16 protein-coding genes and 1 pseudogene are annotated in these 15,871 nt (G+C 69.2%); 3 read left to right on the top strand and 14 right to left on the bottom strand.

Going from position 1 to position 15,871, the window contains the following annotated elements; translation table 11 throughout:
• Positions 1-57: 57 nt before the first annotated feature.
• The 10 genes and pseudogenes from NBE95_RS06665 to NBE95_RS06620 form a co-directional block, all read right to left on the bottom strand.
• Positions 58-753 carry a hypothetical protein gene (locus NBE95_RS06665; protein ID WP_289893124.1) on the bottom strand — a complete coding sequence of 232 codons (696 nt, stop codon included), beginning with the start codon at positions 751-753 and terminating at the stop codon, positions 58-60.
• A gap of 42 nt (positions 754-795) precedes the next feature.
• Complete coding sequence (rarD, locus tag NBE95_RS06660; RefSeq protein WP_289893123.1) at positions 796-1,707, bottom strand: EamA family transporter RarD; 912 nt, start codon at positions 1,705-1,707, stop codon at positions 796-798.
• Between the two features lie 139 nt (positions 1,708-1,846).
• Entirely contained in the window at positions 1,847-2,446 is a 600-nt protein-coding gene (locus NBE95_RS06655) for a superoxide dismutase (protein ID WP_289893122.1), read from the bottom strand.
• A 107-nt stretch (positions 2,447-2,553) separates the two neighbouring features.
• The gene (locus NBE95_RS06650; protein WP_289893121.1) at positions 2,554-3,009 is read right to left on the bottom strand and encodes a hypothetical protein; all 456 of its coding nucleotides are present in this window, start codon (positions 3,007-3,009) and stop codon (positions 2,554-2,556) included.
• Positions 3,010-3,093: 84 nt separating this feature from the next.
• Positions 3,094-3,612 carry a sarcosine oxidase subunit gamma family protein gene (locus tag NBE95_RS06645; RefSeq protein ID WP_289893120.1) on the bottom strand — a complete coding sequence of 173 codons (519 nt, stop codon included), beginning with the start codon at positions 3,610-3,612 and terminating at the stop codon, positions 3,094-3,096.
• The gene (locus tag NBE95_RS06640; RefSeq protein WP_289893119.1) at positions 3,605-6,535 is read right to left on the bottom strand and encodes a sarcosine oxidase subunit alpha family protein; all 2,931 of its coding nucleotides are present in this window, start codon (positions 6,533-6,535) and stop codon (positions 3,605-3,607) included. The genes NBE95_RS06645 and NBE95_RS06640 overlap by 8 nt, the downstream gene beginning before the upstream one ends.
• Before the next feature lie 74 nt (positions 6,536-6,609).
• Positions 6,610-6,921: pseudogene (locus NBE95_RS06635) on the bottom strand (sarcosine oxidase subunit delta); the annotation flags it as partial.
• Positions 6,922-6,925: 4 nt separating this feature from the next.
• Entirely contained in the window at positions 6,926-7,222 is a 297-nt protein-coding gene (locus NBE95_RS06630; protein WP_289893117.1) for a hypothetical protein, read from the bottom strand.
• Between the two features lie 91 nt (positions 7,223-7,313).
• Positions 7,314-7,583 carry a hypothetical protein gene (locus NBE95_RS06625; protein WP_289893116.1) on the bottom strand — a complete coding sequence of 90 codons (270 nt, stop codon included), beginning with the start codon at positions 7,581-7,583 and terminating at the stop codon, positions 7,314-7,316.
• A 157-nt stretch (positions 7,584-7,740) separates the two neighbouring features.
• A complete protein-coding gene (locus tag NBE95_RS06620; RefSeq protein ID WP_289893115.1) occupies positions 7,741-9,012 on the bottom strand; it encodes a sarcosine oxidase subunit beta family protein in 1,272 nt (423 codons plus the stop codon).
• A gap of 204 nt (positions 9,013-9,216) precedes the next feature.
• Between NBE95_RS06620 and ccmI the strand changes: the two genes are divergently transcribed.
• The 3 genes from ccmI to NBE95_RS06605 are packed head-to-tail and all read left to right on the top strand — an operon-like array spanning position 9,217 to position 11,101.
• On the top strand, positions 9,217-10,443 hold the full coding sequence (ccmI, locus tag NBE95_RS06615) for a c-type cytochrome biogenesis protein CcmI (protein ID WP_289893114.1): 1,227 nt from the start codon (positions 9,217-9,219) through the stop codon (positions 10,441-10,443).
• Complete coding sequence (gene ruvX / locus NBE95_RS06610; protein WP_289893113.1) at positions 10,440-10,910, top strand: Holliday junction resolvase RuvX; 471 nt, start codon at positions 10,440-10,442, stop codon at positions 10,908-10,910. Before ccmI ends, ruvX begins: the two co-directional genes overlap by 4 nt.
• Positions 10,907-11,101, top strand: a complete 195-nt coding sequence (locus NBE95_RS06605; protein WP_289893112.1) for a DUF1289 domain-containing protein — start codon at positions 10,907-10,909, stop codon at positions 11,099-11,101. Before ruvX ends, NBE95_RS06605 begins: the two co-directional genes overlap by 4 nt.
• On the opposite strand, the gene NBE95_RS06600 is transcribed toward NBE95_RS06605, so the two are convergent.
• From NBE95_RS06600 to NBE95_RS06585, 4 genes are all read right to left on the bottom strand, one after another.
• The gene (locus NBE95_RS06600; protein WP_289893111.1) at positions 11,070-13,238 is read right to left on the bottom strand and encodes an esterase-like activity of phytase family protein; all 2,169 of its coding nucleotides are present in this window, start codon (positions 13,236-13,238) and stop codon (positions 11,070-11,072) included. The two genes, NBE95_RS06605 and NBE95_RS06600, sit on opposite strands and share 32 nt — an antisense overlap.
• Before the next feature lie 84 nt (positions 13,239-13,322).
• A complete protein-coding gene (locus tag NBE95_RS06595; protein ID WP_289893110.1) occupies positions 13,323-13,673 on the bottom strand; it encodes a hypothetical protein in 351 nt (116 codons plus the stop codon).
• Positions 13,670-14,584 carry a DnaJ C-terminal domain-containing protein gene (locus tag NBE95_RS06590; protein WP_289893109.1) on the bottom strand — a complete coding sequence of 305 codons (915 nt, stop codon included), beginning with the start codon at positions 14,582-14,584 and terminating at the stop codon, positions 13,670-13,672. Before NBE95_RS06590 ends, NBE95_RS06595 begins: the two co-directional genes overlap by 4 nt.
• A gap of 18 nt (positions 14,585-14,602) precedes the next feature.
• The gene (locus NBE95_RS06585) at positions 14,603-15,796 is read right to left on the bottom strand and encodes an ROK family transcriptional regulator (RefSeq protein WP_289893108.1); all 1,194 of its coding nucleotides are present in this window, start codon (positions 15,794-15,796) and stop codon (positions 14,603-14,605) included.
• Positions 15,797-15,871 lie beyond the last annotated feature (75 nt).

Below are 15,871 nucleotides of genomic sequence, written 5' to 3'. Positions count from 1 at the left end.
TGAGGTCGGAAACCCGGCCGCGGGCGCAGTTTCTTGTCTTGCCGGCGGTGCCGGGCTTCAGTTGGCGCCGGGGGCCGGCATGGTCTGCGGGCCGGGGCCCTCGGCGCGGTCGGGCTCGGCGCCCAGGGTGATCATCATCTCGGAAAGACGGCGGCGCAAGGGTTCGGACAGCCCGTCCTTTTGCTGGATCTGGCCGATCAGCATCACCGCGTCCTCCTTGCGGCCGGCGCCGATCAGCGCCACGGCCTTCTGTTCCAGTGCCAGCAGCTCGAAGGGCGCGCCGGGCTTGGACAGCTCGGCCAGGACGCGGTCGCGCTCGGCCGCGTCCATCGCCGGGCCGGCGGCCATCACCGCCTTGAGCATGGCCAGGTCATGCAGCACCGCATCCCCCTCGACGCCCTTGGCCGCGGCCTTGAGCCGCTCGGCCGCCTGCTGGGTCAGCCCGGCCTCGGCCTCGGCCCCGGCGGCCAGCATCTCGGACAGCAGCTTGCGGCTGGCAGAGCCCTGCGGATCGACGGCGGACAGCGCCGCCACCCGGTCCTCGGCCTCGCGCGCGGTCAGGATGGCGTCGCCCCAGCTCTGGGCCTTCGCCTCGTCCTGGTTGCGCGCATATTCGCGCCAGGCGGCGCCGCCGACGATGCCCAGGATCACCAGGATGGCGATCCAGCCATAGCGGCGGAACAATCCGAACAGCCGGTCGCGGCGCAGATCCTCGGTGACCTCGTCGATGAAGCTGTCGTTCTGATTGGCCATGTCGCCCCCGGGAAGTTCTTTGGCGCTGTTCTATACGCGGTTTCACCCGTTTGCCAATGGCGGGACGCGCCGGGCCTGCCGGAAGGCCGAGGCGCTGTAGATCGCCAGCGCCGCCCAGATCATCGCGAAGGCGATCATGTGCCAGCGGGTGAACGCCTCGCCGAACAGCAGCACCGCGCAAAGGAACTGCAGCGTCGGGTTCAGGTAGAACATCAGCCCCAGCGTCGCCATGCCGACCCGGCGCGCGGCATAGCTGAACAGGATCAGCGGCACCGCCGTGATCACCCCCGAGGCGGCCAGCAGCAGCGAGACGGACAGATCGGCGCCGAACCGCATCGGTTCGGCCACCCCGGCCGGCAGCAGCCCCAACGCCTGCAGGACCAGCCAGCCCGCGGCCAGCGGCGTCAGCAGCGCCACTTCGGCCGCCACCGACAGCACCGGGCCCAATGGCAGCGATTTCTTGATCGCGCCGTAAAGCACGAAGGTGACGGCGAGTCCCAGGCTGATCCAGGGCGCCACGCCCAGGCCCCAGGTCAGCAGCGCCACGGCGAAGCCCGCCAGCAGCACGGCCATGGCCTGCGCCCGGCTCAGCGCCTCGCCGAACATCAGCACGCCGGCGACCACAGCCATCAGCGGAAAGATGTAATAGCCCAGCGAGCTTTGCACGACATGGCCGGCCTGCACCGCCCAGATGAACAGCCCCCAGTTCAGCGACACGGTCAGCGCCGCCAGCACGATGCGCCCGACATGCGGGCCGGTCAGCGCCCCGCGCAGCTCGCGCAGCCGGCCCTGCACGGCCAGCACCGCCAGGAACAGCAGCAGCGACCACAGGGTCCGATGCGCCAGCACCTCGACCACCGGCACCTCGGACAAGGCGCGGTAGAAGATCGGCGACAGGCCCCAGGTCACGCAGACCCCGATCATCGCCCAGAAACCCTTGCTCCATTCGCTCATGCGCAGCCCCTTTCCATCCGCCCAGCCATGCGGCCGATTCGCGGCCGGGGCAAGGGGGCCGCTTCCGGCGGTGATGGGGCTCAAGCAACGAAAAAGGCCCGCCGGGCGGGCGGGCCTTGATGCGGTGTCCCGACGGGGATCAGAGGCGCGAGGCCACGTTTTCCCAGTTCACCAGATTGCTCAGGAAGTTCTCCAGATATTTCGGCCGGGCGTTGCGGAAGTCGATGTAATAGCTGTGCTCCCACACGTCGCAGCCCAGAAGCGCGGTCTGGCCGAAGCAAAGCGGGTTCACGCCGTTCTCGGTCTTGGTGACCTTCAGGCTGCCGTCCTTGTCCTTGACCAGCCAGGCCCAGCCCGAGCCGAACTGCCCGGCGCCGGCCTCGGCGAATTTCTTCTTGAACTCGTCCACCGAACCGAAGGCTTCGGTCAGGGCCTTTTCCAGCGCACCCGGGATGGCGCCCGGATTCGGGCCCATCATTTCCCAGAACTGCGCGTGGTTCCAGTGCTGGCTGGCATTGTTGAAGATACCGTTCTGCGCCACCGCGCCCGACTGGTAGGTGCCCTTGACGATGTCCTCGAGGCTCTTGCCTTCCCACTCGGTGCCGGCCACCAGCTCGTTCAGCTTGTCGACATAGGCTTTGTGGTGCTTGTCGTGGTGGTATTCCAGCGTCTCCTTGGACATGCCGCCAGCGGCCAGCGCGTCGTGAGCATAGGGAAGATCGGGAAGCGTGAAGGCCATTTTCGATTTCCTTTCCAACGGTTTCGGATTGTGTTCTGGCACAGGAGCCAGTCGGGGAAAAGCCCTGTCGGCCGCTAAACGCCTTCAACGCGGCGCGGGTTCCGGCCCTAGCCGTCGCCGGGCGAGCCGCAGACGCCGCTGCCGGTCATGACGTTGTCATAGCCCTGCGCGACGGCGGTGACCGAGGCCGTGCCGTCGGATTTGCGCACCGTCAGCCGGTAGTCCAGCCGCTCGGTCCGCTGGCCCGAGGCGTTGCGCACCCCGGCCAGCGCCCAGCCATAGCTGCGGCTGCGGCGGTCGTCGGCGGTGATCCTTGCCTCGATCGGGTGGCCAAGCAGGTTCTGCAGGATCGGGTCGAAGACCTCGATCCGGCCTTGGCGCGGGCCGGAGGTCTGGCGGGTCAGCATGATGAATTCCGGCACCCAGCCGGTGCCGCTTTCGTCAAGGATCTGGCACATCATCACCACCGGCGGTTCCTGCGCGAGATCCTGCGCCCGCAGGGCCGGGGCCGGCAGCAGCAGGCCGGCAAGAAAAAGGGCGGGCAGGATCAGGGCGGGACGCATGGAATCAACCGGATGGCTTTTGCCTCCCATCCATACGCCGCCCTGCCGCCGCCACAAGCCCCCGTCCGGACCCGCGGCGCGGAACTAGCGCGGGTCGAGCTGCGTGCCCGGCGCCGCGGCGCCGGTCAGGATGCCGCGCAGGTAGTCGGCCACCGAACGGAAGCCGATCAGCACATAGCCGCCCGGCTCGCGCCAGATGCCGCAGGCGACCTGGGCGGCGCGGGTGCGGCGCAGCCCGTCCTCGGGCATGGCCGCCAGGTCGGTCGGGCAAAGCTTCGCCAGCACGTCCAGCGCCCTGGCGCCCTGGATGCGGAACGCGGCGCGCATGTCGCTGACGTCCAGCACCAGCGCGTGTTCGGTGGACAGCGCGTCCTGCAGCGCCGCCAGCGCCTCGGCCGTCTCGGCCCGCGGCAGCACCAGCAGCAGCTCGTCCGGCGACATCCAGCCCAGCGACCGGCGGCCATCGGTGGTGATGCGGCCCCGTTCGGGCAGCGCCACCCCGGCGGCCGCGGCGATGGCCTCGCCCGCGCGCGCCAGGTCGGCGCGGATCTGGATCATGCCCCAGTCCTGCACCTGAGAGATCTTTGCCAGTGCCTCAGCCATTCGCCCGGCTCCCTTCCTTGTCGTAGAAGACCGGATCGCAGATCCGCGCCTTGTAGCTTTCCTGACCCGCGACCGGGAATTCCAGCACCTCGCCCATGCGCTCGGGGCCGTTCTGCACCAGGCCCATGGCGATGGGCTTCGACAGCGTCGGCGACATATAGGTCGAGGTCACGCGGCCCTGGGTGTTGCGCTGGCCGTTCGGGTTGACGCCATCGGCCACCGCATAGACGCCATCGGGCAGCACCCGGCCGTCGACGCTTTCCAGTCCCACCAGCTTCCAGCGCCGGGGATCGGTCATGTGGCTGCGTTCCTGGGCCCGCTTGCCGATATAGTCGGCCTTCTTCTTGCTGATCGCCCAGGTCAGGCCCAGATCCTGCGGGATCACCGTGCCGTCGGATTCGTCGCCGATCATGATGAACCCTTTTTCGGCGCGCATGACGTGCATGGCCTCGGTGCCGTAGGGGGTGACATCCAGGTCGCGGCCGGCCTCATGCAGCTTTTCCCAAAGCTCCAGCCCCCGGTTCGCGGGCACCGCCACCTCGAAGGACAGCTCGCCCGAGAAGCTGATGCGATAGACCCGGGCGGGGATGCCGGCGATCTCGCCCTCGGCCCAGCCCATGAAGGGCAGCGCCTCGGCCGACAGGTCCATGCCGCCCAGCCGTTCCAGCAGCACGCGGGCTTTGGGGCCGACCACGGCGACCTGCGCCCATTGCTCGGTGACGTTGGCGGTATAAACCTTCCAGTCCCACCATTCGCATTGCAGCCAGTCTTCCATATGGCCGTGCATGCGGTCGGCGCCGCCGGTGGTGGTGTGCACCAGCCAGGTGTCCTCGGACAGGCGCGCGGCGACGCCGTCGTCCACCAGGAAGCCGTTCTCGTTGCAGATCAGGCCATAGCGGCACTTGCCGACCGGCAGCGTCGACATCATGCCGGTATACATCATATCGAGGAACCTGCCCGCATCCGGGCCCTTGACGATGATCTTGCCCAGCGTCGAGGCGTCGAGCGTGCCGACGCTGGCCCGCACCGCGCGGATCTCGCGCGCCACCGCGTCGCCATGGCTTTCGCCGGATTTCGGATAGCAATAGGGGCGGCGCCAATGGCCGACCGGCTCGAAAAAGGCACCGCGGCTTTCGTGCCAGCCATGCATCGGGGTCTTGCGCAGCGGCTGGAACACCTCGCCCCGCGCCTCGCCGGCGATGGCGCCCAGCGTCAGCGGCGTATAGGGCGGGCGGAAGGTCGTGGTGCCGGTGGCCGGGATCGGCTGGTTCAGCGCATTGGACAGCACCGCAAGGCCGTTGATGTTGCTGACCTTGCCCTGGTCGGTCGCCATGCCAAGGGTGGTATAGCGCTTGGTATGCTCGACGCTGTGATAGCCTTCCTGCGCGGCCAGTTCGACATCCGAGACCTTCACGTCGTTCTGGAAGTCGAGCCACATCTTGAACTTCATCTTGCGGGTGGCGTGGGCCGGCATGACCCAGACCGGCATGGTCGCGGCTTCCGCCGCCGCGCCGGTCAGTTCGGGGACCAGCAGATCGCCCGCCGCCGCACCGACGCAGCTGGCCATCGCCTTGCCGTCGGCGCCGGTCGGCGGCCGGTTCGGGTCGGGGGCGAACATCGACTGCGCATCCGACCAATTCAGCTTGCCGCCGCAATGGCTCCACAGATGCACGACCGGCGACCAGCCGCCGGACATGGCGACGCAATCGGCAGCCACCGTCTCGGTCACCTCGCCCGAGCCGGAATGGGCGCAGATCTTGACCGCTTCGACGCCCTGGCCGCCCTTGATGCCGGCGATGGCGCTGCCGGTCAGGATGCGCACGCCACGGGCGCGAACCGCCGCGGGCAGCGCGCCGCCGGCCGAGCTGCGGGCGTCGATCACCACCGGCACCTCCAGCCCCACATCCAGCGCCGCCAGCGCGGTGCGATAGGCGTCGTCGTTATTGGTGACGATGACGATGCGGCGGCCGGGCGCCACGCCGTAATTGTCGATATAATCGCGCACGGCCGAGGCCAGGATCACGCCCGGCACGTCGTTGCCGGCAAAGCTCAGCGGCCGCTCCAGCGCGCCCGTGGCGACGATGACATGGCCGGCGCGGATGCGCCACAGGCGCTGGCGCGGAATGCCGGCGTTCGGGTCGTGATCGGCCAGCGATTCCCGGGCCAGCAGATAGCCGTGGTCGTATAGCCCGGTCGCCTGGGTCGAGCGGCGCAGGGTGACGTTGGCCATGCCGCGCAGTTCGGCCAGCAGCGCATCAAGACGGGCCTGGCCCTCGGCATGGTCGGTGGGGGTGCGGCCGCCGAAATGCGGCGTCTGCTCGACCAGCCAGACCGACTTGCCGTCGCGGGCCGCGTCACGGGCGGCGGTCAGGCCGGCGATGCCGCCGCCGACCACGACCACATCCACATGCGCATAGGCCTGTTCGTACTTGTCCGGATCGGCCTCGGTCGGGGCCTTGCCCAGACCGGCCGAGCGGCGGATGATCGGCTCGAACACATGCTTCCAGAACGGGCGCGGATGCATGAAGGTCTTGTAATAGAAGCCCGCCGGAAAAAAGCGATACATCCAGTTGTTGATCGCGCCGATATCGGCGTTCAGGCTGGGCCAGCAGTTCTGCGCCGTGGTGACCATGCCGCCGACCAGCGGCGTGGTGGTGGCGCGCTGGTTCGGCTCGAACCGGCCGCCCTGGCCCAGGCCCAGCAGCGCGTTCGGTTCCTCGGCCCCCGAGGCGATGGGGCCGCGCGGCCGGTGATACTTGAAGCTGCGGCCCATCATCAGCTGGCCGTTCGCCAGCAGGGCCGAGGCCAGGGTATCGCCCACCAGGCCGCGCATCTGGCGGCCGTCGAAGCGGAAGGGCAGTTGATAGGCGCGGTCGATCAGGCGGCCGCCGCGCGGCAGGCGGAAGGGTCCGGTCTCGGTCATGCGTTCAGGCTTTCGGCGGTGGTGTCAGCGGGCGTTTCGCCGGGGTTTGCGGCGGCGGTCTCGGTCCAGTCGGGCTGCCAGTCGGGGCGTGCCGCCCGGATCGCGGCGACGATCCCGGGCGTCGGATGCGGGGTCTGGGCGCTATAGGTGCCGAAGACCTGCAGCGTGGCGGTGTCGCGCGCCGCCAGGAACCACTTGCCGCAGCCATAGGCATGGCGCCAGCGTTCGAAATGCACGCCCTTGGGGTTCTTGCGGGCGAACAGATAGGTCTCGAATTCCTCGTCCGTCGAACCGGGGCCGAAGCGCTTCAGATGGGCTTCGCCACCCGGCTGCAGCTCGGTTTCCTCGGCCGCGACGCCGCAATAGGGACAGGTCAGGATCAGCATCGGGTCACTCCTTCGGCGGCAAATGGCGCACGCGGTCCTTGGCCCGGACGGTCGGCCGGGCGCGCGTGGCGAGATCGGGAAACGGGGATCGGTCGGCATGGCCCGACACGCGCGCCCGGTCATGAGACACGGGCAAGGCAGGCGCCTTGGGCGCGGGGATCGGGCGGATGCCGGCGGCAGGATCCATGGCACGGCACGGTTGGCCGGTGTGGAGGCTGCGGACGGAAAAGGAAAGCAGGCTGCCGAGGCTGGCTGCGGCAAGGCCGGGCCGGACGCCGGACAGACCGGCGCGGCGCATCATCGTCGCAGGCCGGACATGACCGGGAACCGAGGGGCGGAAGGCCCCCCGGTCCTTGGCAGGGAAGGCGCCTTGCGGCGCCTGGGCGGTCGCCTTAGTTGGTGGAAGGCGCCGCGGGTTCGGCCGGAGCCGGAGTCGCAGGCTCGGCCGGAGCCGGGGTTGCGGGCTCGGCGGGAGCAGTGGGTTCGACAGAGACGGCCCCGTCATCGACAGGCGCCGGCTCGGTTGCCGCGGCCGGTGCGTCGGTCGGTTCGGTCGTCGCTGCGGGCTCGGTGCCCGATGACATGAACCAGTAAATGACCACCAGCACGACGACGATGACGCCGGCGATGAGCCAGAGGTTGCTCTTGTTCTGTTCGGCCATGAAGAAAACTCCTTGGTCATGGTGACGTGCAACCTAAATTCGCAAGTGCAGCAAGAGTTTCCCATGGGTTGCGCGAAATTTTCCGCCGCCAGCGCAGGATGGGCGGAAACCGGCCAATGGCGGCCGGGCGCAGGCAGGATCCCGCGCGCTTTCGCCATCAGTGCGCCACCCCCGCGGCGACGCTCTCGTCGATGAAGCGGCCCTCGATGAACCGGTTCAGGCCGAAGTCCTTGGCCAGCGCCCCCGGCTGGCCCCTGGCCAGCAGTTCCGCCATCGCCCAGCCCGAGCCGGGGATGGCCTTGAACCCCCCGGTGCCCCAGCCGCAATTGACGAAGATGTTGCCGACCGGCGTGGTCGACAGGATCGGCGAGCGGTCGCCGGTCATGTCGACGATGCCGCCCCATTGCCGCAGCATCTTCAGCCGCGACAGCATCGGGAAGGTCTCGATCAGCGCCCGCACGGTCTCCTCGACATGCTGCCACGAGCCGCGCTGGGTATAGTTGTTGAACCCGTCGGTGCCGCCGCCGATCACCATCTCGCCCTTGTCGGATTGCGACAGATAGCCATGCACGGTGTTGGCCATGATGACGATGTCGCAGCACGGCTTGATCGGCTCGGAAACCAGCGCCTGCAGCGCCAGCGATTCGATGGGCAGGCGGAAACCGGCCATCTCGGCCAGGACCGAGCTGTGGCCGGCGGCGATCAGCGCCAGCTTGTCGCATTCGATCCGGCCCTTGCCGGTGTTCACCGCCCTGACCTGGCCATTGGCGGTCTCGATGCCGGTGACCTCGCAGTTCTGGATGATGTGCATGCCCATGGCCGAGCAGGCGCGGGCATAGCCCCAGGCCACGGCGTCGTGGCGGGCGGTGCCGCCGCGCTCCTGGTAAAGCCCGCCCAGGACCGGATAACGCGGCCCGTCGATATTGATGATCGGCAGCATGTCCTTGATGCGCTTGGGGCTAACCCATTCGGTCGCCACGCCCTGCAGCTGGTTGGCATAGACGGTGCGCTTGTAGCCGCGCACCTCATGCTCGGTCTGGGCCAGCATCAGCAGGCCGCGCGGGCTGAACATGATGTTGTAATTCAGATCCTGCGACAGATTCTCGTAAAGTTTCAGCGCCTTGTCATAGATCGCCGCCGAAGGATCCTGCAAATAGTTGCTGCGGATGATGGTGGTGTTGCGGCCGGTATTGCCGCCGCCCAGCCAGCCCTTCTCGATGATGGCGACATCGGTGATGCCGAAATTCTTGCCCAGGTAATAGGCGGTGGCAAGGCCGTGGCCGCCGGCCCCGACGATGACCACCTGGTATTTCTTCTTCGGCGCGGGGCTGGTCCAGGCGCGTTTCCAGCCGGTATGCAGCCGCATCGCCTCTCGGGCGATGGCAAAGACCGAATAGCGGCCGGTGCTGGAACTTGCAGATGCGGGCATGGCGGAACCTCTTGCGACTCGACCCGTGCAGAGTGAAGCCGGGGCGGTTTTCGAGCAAGCCTGCTTGCGACGGCGTGATCGTCGAATTGCGTCAGAGGCGGGCGCAGATGTCCCGAACCTCCGGCCGCGCATTTGTCGCATGGCTTTGACTTTTTCACCGCGCCGAAACCGGCTATCACCGACGGCAGCCAAAAGGGGAAGCCGATGTTCTGGATGATCTGCGCCGCACTGGCGGGGGTGGTGGCCATCGCCATCGCCGCGCCGCTTCTGCGCCGGCAGGGCGCGGGGGCCGAGCCCGCCGCCGCCTATGACCTGCGGGTCTATCGCGACCAACTGCGCGAGGTCGGGCGCGATCTGGAACGCGGCGTGATCGACCAGGCCGATGCCGAGCGGTTGCGGATCGAGATCGGCCGCAAGGTTCTGGCCGCCGACCGGGCTCTGGAGCGCGCCGGCGGCGCCCGCCGGGCGCCGGGCGGGTGGGCGGCGCTGGTGGTGCTGGCGCTGCTGCTGGCCGGGGCCTTCCTGCTTTATCAGCGCGTCGGCCAGCCCGAACGCCCGGACGCGCCCATCGCCCGGCGTATCGCCGAGTCCCAGGCGCTTTACGAGGACCGCCCCAGCCAGGCCGAGGCCGAGGCCAAGGCGCCGAAGCCGCAACGCCCCGCGCCGGACGCCGACTATGTCGCGCTGATCGAGCGGCTGCGCGAGGCGGTGGCCAAGAACCCCGACGATCCGCGCGGCCTGGAGCTGCTGGCCGAGCACGAGGAAAAGCTGGGCAATGTCGTCGCCGCCAAGGAGGCGCAGCGCCGTCTGGTGGCGCTGAAGGGCGACACGGCCGGCGCCGAAGACCTGGCTCGGCTGGCCGGCCTGACCATCGAAGCCGCCGGCGGCCTCATCACCAGCGAGGCCGAGCAGGCGGTGGCCGGCGCGCTGCAGCGCGACCCGCACAATCCGCAGGCGCGGTTCATGGCCGGGCTGCTGCACCTGCAGAACGGCCGGCCCGACCGGGCCTTCCCGATCTGGGCCGGGCTGCTGGCCGAGGGGCCGGAAAGCGCGCCCTGGATCGCGCCGATCCGCGCCGCCATCCCCGATCTGGCCTGGTTCGCCGGCCGGCCGGACTATACCCCGCCCGAACCGGCAAGCGCCGCGCCGGCGTTGCCCGGACCCGATGCCGACGCCATGGCCGCAGCCGGGGACATGACGCCCGAGCAGCGCCAGCAGATGATCGAGGGCATGGTGAAAGGGCTGGAAACCCGGCTGGCCGCCCAGGGCGGCACGCCCGAGGAATGGGCGCGGCTGATTTCCTCGCTGGTGGTGATCGGACAGAAAGACCATGCTGCCGACATCCTGGACGAGGCGCGGCAGCGTTTCTCGGCCGACCCGACCGCCCGTGCGGCGATCGAGGCGGCGGCGCAAAAGGCGGGGCTGGAATGATCTGCAACGACATCGAGACCTTCGCCGCCGCCCTGCCCCGCACCGGCGCCCTGGCCGGGCTGGATCTGGGCACCAAGACCATCGGCGTCGCGGTCAGCGACGGGCTGCGCGGCGTCGCCTCGCCCCTGACGGTGATCCGGCGCGAGAAGTTCACCCTGGACGCGCAGGCGCTGCTGAAGATCGCCACCGACCGGGCGCTGGTCGGGCTGGTTCTGGGCCTGCCGCGCAACATGGACGGCAGCGAGGGGCCGCGGGCGCAATCCACCCGCGCCTTCGCCCGCAACCTGGAACGGCTGACGCCGCTGCCCATCGCCTTCTGGGACGAGCGGCTGTCCACGGTCGCCGCCGAACGGGCGCTGCTGGAAGGCGACACCTCGCGCAAGCGCCGGGCCGAGGTCATCGACCAGGTGGCGGCCGGCTATATCCTGCAGGGCGCGCTGGACCGGCTGCGGCATCTGGGGTCATGACCGTCTCGACCCCCTGCATCAAGATCTGCCGCATCGACGCGGAAAGCCGGCTCTGCACCGGCTGCTGGCGCTTTCTGGACGAGATCGCGGCCTGGGGCGGGATGACGGAGGCGGAAAGGCTGGCCGTCATGGCCAGCCTGCCCGAGCGCAAGGCGCGCTTCACTTCGCCGCCGTCTGCGTCCCCAGCGTGAAGGACCACAGGAAGGTCTCGCCCGAGGCATCGTCCACGCCATCATTGTCGGTCACGGTCCAGACCGTGCCGTCCGGCGCGATCGCCATGCCCTCGACCTTGTCCTGCACATAGCCGTTCCACTGCTGCAGGTCGGGGATCAGGTCGCGCTCGACCCGCTTCTCGACCAGCGGCAGAGCACCGCCAAGCGGCGCGGGCTTCAGGCCCTGCAGCGCCACCGAAGTCACCTGCTTCAGCTTCGCCGCCGGGCCGATCAGGTTGTCGCGCTCGATCAGGTAGAGGCGGTCGTCATGGATCGCCAGTTCCGACAAGCCGACCCAGCCCTCGCCCGATTCCAGCGGATAGCGGACGCCGGACCACTCGCCGGTGGCGGGGTCGAAAGACAGCAGCTTGGTCTGGCCCTTGGGATCGTCCTTCCATTCGCGCTGCACCGCCATCCACAGCGTGCCATCGCCGGCCATGGCGATGCCTTCCAGCCCGAACCGGGTCGAGCCGGCGGTCAGATCCTCGGGCAGCGCCACCTGTTGCTGCACGGCACCCTTGCCGTCGACATGCAGGATCTGGTGCGGGATCTCTTTCTCGGGATTGCCTTCCGAGGCCAGCCAGAACCCGCCCTTGCCGTCCGCGGCAATGCCTTCCAGGTCGATTGTCTCGGCCGGTTTTCCGTCCTTGCTGATCACGATCTTGTCGGTGATCGTCGCCGGGCTGCCGGCCTGGATGCGATAGATCGCCGGCTGATTCTTGTAGGCGCTGTCGCTGACCGCGAACAGCACCGAGGAATCGGCCGGATCGAGCGTCAGACCCGACAGCGCGCCCCAGCCCAGCAGATCCTGCGACGCGATGGTCGGATAGGCCGGGGTGCCCTCGGCCCGCTCATAGATCATCACATGGGCGCGGGCGCCGCCATCCTCGCCCAGGTCGGTCTCGTTGGCGCTGGCGAACAGGTTGCGGCCGGGGATCGCCACCAGCCCCTCGGGACCGATGCCCGAGGGCAGGATCTGCCGCAGCACCGGCGCGGACGGGTCGGCCACGTCATAGACGCCGATGGCGCTGCCGCGCTCGGAACCGACGAACAGCAGCCGCGCGCCGTCGAATTCGGCATATTTCACCGCCTCGGGTTCGGCGCCCTTCTTGCCGGAACGCCCCTCGGGATAATGGCCGATGCGGACCAGCGCATGTTCGAAGGCCGGGCCGGATTCGTGAACCACCGAGCCGTCGCGGTTCCAGATGGTGAAGCCGCGCGAGCCGCCCTGCCAGTCGCCCTCGTTCGCGGTGGCGAAATGGTCATTGTCCAGCCAGGCGACGGTGTCCGGCTCGCGCGGGACCGCCTTCAGGCTGCCGGTAAAGTCCAGCTTGCCGTCCTTGTCGGTGTCGATGCCGTCCAGGTCGACGCTGCCGGCGCTGAAATGCGACGCAACGGCGCCATCGGCGCCGATCACCACGATGTGGTTGTTTTCCTGCATGGTGACGACCAGGTCGCCCTGGGCGTTGAAATCGACATATTCCGGCTCGGGGTCTTCGGGCGCGATGCCGGCCAGGCCGGTCAGTTCGATGACCTGCTTTCCGGCGCAATCGACCTGGCCGTCCTTGACCGGCAGGCGCAGCACGAAGCCGGCGGGCAGCTGCGGGATGGCGCCGTCATTCACCTCCTCGTCGCGCTCGTTCTCGATGGCGACGGCGATCATGTCCCCCTTCGGCGACAGCGCGACCGAATCGGGCTGGCCGCCCAGGTCGCAATTCGCCACCACCTGCCCGCCGGCCAGATCGACCGAGCGCAGCACGCCCGAGGGCTTGGCATAGCTTTCCGAGGTGTTCACGCCCACAAAGGCGGTGTCACCCAGCACCACCGTGGTCGTCGGCTCGCCGTCCATGGCGATGTTGCCCAGCGGCTTCGGCGCGCGCGGGTCGGCAATGTCGATCAGGCCGATCGCGCCCAGCGGGCTGTCGGAATAGATCAGCCGCTTGCCATCGGGCGTCGCGGTCATGATCTCGGCCGAGGTGGCGCGCGTCCGGTCCTCGTCCCCGGCCATGTTGTCCAGGGTGGCGAAGCTGGCGATACGGTTGAAGACCGGCTCGGCCAGGGCGGGCGAGGCCGCGGCCAGCGCGATCAACGAACAGAAGGTCAGGCGGAATGTCATGGTTCCCTCGGGGGTTGGCTCCCCCGGGGATTTGGCGGCCTTGCGTGACAGGGCCTTGTCAGGCCGGTGACGATTTGGTGACGATCAATCCCGCGTCACCACCCGCACCTCGCGGATCGCGGCCTTGAGCCGCACCCGCGTCTCGACCGGCTCGCGCGCCACGGCGTCCAGCATCGCCCGCATGTCGCCACGCAGCCCGTGCAGCTGGTCGACCAGCGACAGCACCATGGCCAACGCTTCCTCGTCCAGGTGATAGCCCTCGGCCAGGTCCACCACCAGGTTCAGCCGCGCCAGGTCCAGTTCGCGAAACAGCGGCCCGTGCTCGGACTGCACCGGGATCACCACGCCGGCGCGGATGTAGCGGTCGAGCTGTTCGGCGCTCAGCTCGCCGACCGCCTGCAGCGCCTCGGCCAGGGTGTAATGGCGCTGGGTCATTTGCCCCTCCTCGGATCATAGGCGTGGCTCTGGCGCCATTGCTCCATGAAATGCGCCAGCTCGTCATCGACCTTGGACGGCATGACGATCTTCAGCGCGACATGCTGATCGCCGCGCCGGCCGTCGGCGCCCTTGATGCCGCGCCCCTTCAGCCGCAGCTTCTGGCCGGAACTGGCGCCACGCGGAACGGTCAGCATGACCGGACCGTCGATGGTCTGCGCCTCGACCTTGCCGCCCAGAACCGCCTGGTCGATGGTGATCGGCAGCGTGGTTTCGACATCGTCGCCGTCGCGCTTCCAGTCGGGGTCCTCGGCGACGATCAGGGTCAGCAGCGCATCGCCCGGCTCGCCCTCGCCCATGCCGGGGCCGCCCTTGCCGCGCAGGCGGATGACCTGGCCGTCATGCGCGCCCTCGGGGATCCTGACCTCCAGCACGCTGCCGTCGGGCATGGTGATCCGGGTCGAGCCGCCGCGGGCGGCGGTCATGAAGTCGATCTCCAGCGTGAAGCGCTGGTCGGGGCCGCGCATGTCGAAACTCCTCGCCCCGCCGCCACCGCCGCGCCGGGCCTGCGCGCGCTGGCCGAACAGGTCCGAGAACACGTCCGAGAAATCCTCGAACCCGTGGCTCTGGCGATAGGGATTGTCGCCCTGCTCGGCATATTCGCGGTAGTAATGCCGCTGCGGCCGCTCCTGCCCCGAGGCGTCGATCTCGCCCCGGTCGAAACGGGCGCGCTGCTCGGGCTCCTTGAGCAGGTCATAGGCCGAGGACGCCGCCTTGAAGCGCTCATGCGCCGCCGGGTCGGGGTTCAGGTCCGGGTGGTCGGTCTTGGCGATCCGGCGATAGGCCTTCTTGATCTCGTCCTGGCTGGCATTCCTGTTCAGCCCCAGCGCCTTGTATGGATCGTCGGCCATGGCCGCGGCTTCCTTTCTTCACCTGTCGTCCCGGAAACGCGCGGACGCGTCCGGGGTTTCCTGCCCGTTCCGTCCCGGTCGCGGGGCGGTGAAACTGCCGCCCGGCATGAAACCGGCGCTGAGCGGCAGCGCCGCCGCCCCCAGCGTGCGGGCCCGGCGGCCCAGGGTTCCGGCGCGCACCTCGGGCAAGGTGACGCCGTGATGGCGCATCGCCGCCAGCCCGGCGGCCGTCGCCTGCACCAGCGCCTCGCGCAGCGCCGCCGGCATGGCGCCGTCGATCACCACCAGCGGCAGGTCCAGCACCGCGACCGCCCCCAGCGCCGCATGGGACAGCACCCGCGCCGATTCGTCCAGCCATTGCCGGGCGATGGCCGGCGGCAGCCGCCAGTCGGCATCGTCCAGCGGCAGGTCGCATCCCAGCGCTGCCTCCAGCACCGAGACCGAGGCCAGGTCCAGCACCTGCCGGCCGCCCGGCACCGGATATGAGCCCATCGCCCCGGCGTTGCGCGACGGCCCCAGCCGCAGCCTGCCGTCCAGCACCACGCCGCCGCCGGCGAAATGCGCCAGGTAGAAATACAGGAAATCCTCGGGCAATTCGTCGGTGCCGAACATCATCTCGGCCCCGCAGGCGCAGGAGCCGTCGTTTTCCAGCCAGACCGGCAGGTCCAGCGCCTGCGCCAGTTCGGCGCGCAGGTCGCGGCCGCGCCAGGGCGCCATCTCCTCGGCCCAGTCCCACAGGTAGAAGGGGCTGGCGATGCCCATGCCCGACAGCCGCGCCCGCTGCGTCTCGGTCAGCTCGGCCAGGATCGCGGCGGTGCCGGCGACGGCGAAATCCCGGATCGCGTCGGGATGCGGATAGGCATGGGGCAGCACCCGGATCTGCCGGGTCCGGCCGGCGAAATCGACCAGCACCAGTTCGGCCACCCGCCGCCCGACCTTGAGGCCCAGGAACAGCGCCCCGTCCGGCGCCAGCGCCAGCGGCAGCAGCGGCTGGCCGACCTTGCCGCGCCGCCGCTCGCCCCCGGCATCCAGCAGGCCGGCGACGATCAGCTCGCGGGTGATGTTGGTCACGGCCTGCGCCGACAGGCCGGTGGCCTGCGCCAGCGCGGCGCGCGGCATCGGCCCGTTGCGGCGAATCAGCCACAGGATCAGGCGCTCGTTCTGGCTGCGGACCCCCTGCGGCGTCACCGCCGCCGGCATGGTGTTCGGCATGGCTGCGTCCTCCCTCCTCCTATAAATCAACGAAATTGATTTATTGACAAGCCCCCATTTCTTCGGCAGCCTTTT

Source organism: Paracoccus sp. TOH (assembly GCF_030388245.1).
Lineage (GTDB): Bacteria > Pseudomonadota > Alphaproteobacteria > Rhodobacterales > Rhodobacteraceae > Paracoccus > Paracoccus simplex.
This window is presented reverse-complemented; position numbering and strand designations above follow the sequence as displayed.